This window comes from Ectobacillus sp., from assembly GCF_056992975.1.
In genome coordinates this window covers 1-3,298 of record NZ_JBXKMX010000149.1, presented here as the reverse complement: position 1 = coordinate 3,298, position 3,298 = coordinate 1, and the positions used below count along the sequence as shown (strand labels likewise).

3 protein-coding genes are annotated in these 3,298 nt (G+C 40.3%); 2 read left to right on the top strand and 1 reads right to left on the bottom strand.

Annotated elements, in window-relative coordinates; translation table 11 throughout:
• Positions 1–438 (top strand): DsrE/DsrF/DrsH-like family protein (locus AC11ZT_RS07080; protein ID WP_484058924.1); only part of this gene is annotated, 438 nt, incomplete at its 5' end.
• Positions 439–489: 51 nt separating this feature from the next.
• Here the strand turns inward: AC11ZT_RS07080 and AC11ZT_RS07075 are convergent.
• Positions 490–2,535 carry a glycosyltransferase family 39 protein gene (locus AC11ZT_RS07075; RefSeq protein ID WP_484058923.1) on the bottom strand — a complete coding sequence of 682 codons (2,046 nt, stop codon included), beginning with the start codon at positions 2,533–2,535 and terminating at the stop codon, positions 490–492.
• Between the two features lie 185 nt (positions 2,536–2,720).
• Here AC11ZT_RS07075 and AC11ZT_RS07070 point away from each other — a divergent pair.
• On the top strand, positions 2,721–3,298 hold a 578-nt coding region (locus AC11ZT_RS07070), incomplete at its 3' end, for a hypothetical protein (RefSeq protein WP_484058922.1).

Here is a 3,298-nt window from a genome sequence, read left to right as displayed (position 1 = left end):
GATTATGATAAAGCAATGGCTTCCTTTATTATTGCAAATGGTGCAGCTGCAATGGGTAAGAATGTAACGATGTTCTTCACATTCTGGGGCTTAAATATTTTGAGAAAAGAAAACTCTCCGAAGGTAGAAAAGAGTTTCATAGAAAAAATGTTTGGTATGATGATGCCAAAAGGAATCAATAAATTGCCCCTTTCTAAAATGAATATGGGCGGAATCGGTACGAAAATGATGAAGAACGTCATGAAACAAAAAAATGTAGAAAGCCTGCAATCACTCATTCAAATGGCACAAGCTTCAGGTGTAAAACTGATTGCATGTACGATGAGCATGGATGTAATGGGTATTAAAAAAGAGGAATTGATGGATAACATTGAATATGCAGGAGTGGCAACCTATCTAAGTGAAACAGAGGATGCTAATCATAACCTGTTTATATAATAAGCAAAAAAGGGAATGGCCAAATAGGTGCCATTCCCTTTCTTATACTCACTACCCTTGATAAACATACAATTTTTGTGACATTCCCGCAGCTTGGTTATCCGTTGTGGATGACGTCGCTTGCCATTCACTGCTTGGTACTTCCTTACAATGAGTTGTAATCCACTTTGTAACCTCTTGATTTCCTCGTCCTTGACCGCTAATAAGGAAGTATTTCACTTGTCCTTCCTTCAGCATATATTCTAGTTTTGTAACGGTTAAGGCAGGATCACTTCCAGAAAATCCTCCCATAGCCATTACGGCATAATTCGTATTCAACATAGTAGATCCTGCTTCTTGTGAGCTTTCGGTCGCATAGAGAAAAGTTTCGCCGGTATAATTGTTTTCTAAATACGTAAGCAATTTCTGGTTAACCTGTGTTCCTCTGCCTGGCATATTCCCTCGTGCAAATCCTTGTCCGCCGCGGTTGGGTCTGCCTTCTCCGTTATTAAATCGTTCCTTCATCGAAGAACCGTTTTGAACACTGTCAGGTCCGCCCGGAGGCATCTCCCCTATTGGACCACCTCTCATAAAGTTTTGTTGGGTACTAGGTCCTGCAACAGGAAGTGTGCTATTTCCTCCGCCTAAAACCGTCCACATCGTCCAAACGAATGGTAAAATGAGCAAAGATAGAACGCCAGCTAAGGATATATAGTATGCTGCCTTTTCACGCTCTTTCAAGAAAATAAGAAGCCCGGATAGAATGATTCCTAGCCCAAGTGGTACGGCCATCCATAATGCTGCAATTGCGCTGCTATTTTCATAGATAATAATCGCTTCAAATACAGAAGTAATGAAAATCGCACCTGGTAATAACGCCCAGGCTTGTTTTTCTTTATATAGCTTCCAGAGCGCTGTCCAGCCGATGCCAGTTAATGCAGCGATGGCAGGTCCCATCATGCTCAAGTAATATTGATGGAAAAACTGTGCGATGCTAAAAAACACGAGCATGGGAAGTAGCCAGAGTGCCCAAAATGCCGTAAAATAATGCTGCATGGTGAGCTCTCGCTTGCCTTTCATCGAAGCAAACACACCGATTACTGCAAATAAAACAAATGGTAGAAGCCAGCTTGCTTGGCCAGATAATTCTTTTTGGAACAGACGAAGTACGCCTGCCTTACCAGTTCCAAACATACCTCCCATTCCTTGACCTCCAGAAGGAGCAAAAGAATTCGTTCCATTTTGCACTGGATTGGTTGATCCAGGCATAGCATTACCAAAGTCTTGTTGTCCTTGAACGGCTTGATCATTTCTCTTTGGCTGATTCCCTTTATCTCCCGTTAACCGTGAAATCCCATTGTATCCAAATGCCAGTTCAAGCACAGAGTTTGTTTGACTACTTCCGATGTAGGGACGGTTATCCTTTGAGATCGAATCTACGACGACTGCCCATGAAAGAGAAACTGCTGCAAGTACAACTGTTGCGATAGCAAGCTGAGCAATTTTTTTCTTCCATGATGTTTTTACTGCAAACAAATAAAATAAGTAAAAGGCTGGCAGAACCATATAGGCTTGTAACATTTTAACGTTAAATCCAATTCCAACTAATATTACACTTACAAGAAGCCAGCTTAGTTTTTGTTTTTCAACCGCCTTCATAAGAGACATGGTTGCTAGTAGCAAGGTGACAATTAAAATACTATCTACATTGTTTGTCCGAACGACTGCAACAAATATCGGCGTACATGCTAACGTAAGACTGGATAGAAGAGCGCTACTGCGTCCAAATTTCGGCTTTACAATCCGATACAAGAGCCATACAGACACAACTCCCGCTAGCGCCTCTGGTAGAATTACACTAAAATCATTTACACCAAAGATTGCTGCACTTAATGCTTGAATCCAAAGGGCAACCGGCGGTTTATCTACCGTAATAAATCCAGCTGGGTCATAGGAAACGAAGAAAAAGTTATGGAAGCTAGTTAACATACTTTTCACGGCAACCGTGTAATACGTGTTAGATCCTGCTTTTGTCACTTGATAAAAGTTCAAAAAAATAGAAAATATAAGAATTGCTACTAAAAGCAGGTCAATTCTACCCTTTTCTTTCGATTTCATTCTGAAACTCTCCTTTGTTTTAGCTTTAGTCATATGGAACAACTGTAGCTAAGCATTCTTAACTTTTCCTTAAGGACGATTTTTCCTACAAAGGGTGGACTATCCTCTATGGTCACGTTGTATAATACATATAACGGTTTCATCCCAAACGCATAACAATTAATACTGAGGAGAGTTTTTATCAAATGAGTTTAACCATCTTGCAATTTATAGTTCCAATCGTTATTTATCTTTCAGTTACTTTGTTTTTTCGCGCAAAGCTAAAAGCGAAATGGATTTGGGCAATGTTAATAGGAGCTTGCGCTTCTTTCTTAATCACATATATTGCATTCAAATCCGTGGATACAAACGCTACGCAGGCGCCAACGCAAGATCAAAGCCAAAGCGCTGCGCAGGATACAACAAAGCAAGCAGCTTCCAATCAATCTCCTGCTACAAAGACAGCTGCTATAGGTACAAGATTTCAATATAATGCAACTTTAAAAGAAGTCGAGCAAGCACTTGGAAAGCCAGTTAAGACTGTAAATGATTATTGGGCAGGATATACCCTTGTTAAATTTGATTCTGAATCTTATCTCTTTAACAAACAAGACAAAGTAGTCGGCATGTACATTTCCTCTCCTTCCATTTCCATTTTCGGGGCCAATATTGGGATGACGAGTTCAGAAATAACCACGAATCTCGGTAAAGCCGTGGATACGAGAGAAGAAAATACAACCTACTACACAAGATATAAGCATGAAGGAAGTACCATTTCCTTTGC

Bases quoted from the DNA above. Each gene is read 5' to 3' on its own strand.
- AC11ZT_RS07075 (WP_484058923.1), bottom strand. From the start codon at position 2,535: ATGAAATCGAAAGAAAAGGGTAGAATTGACCTGCTTTTAGTAGCAATT.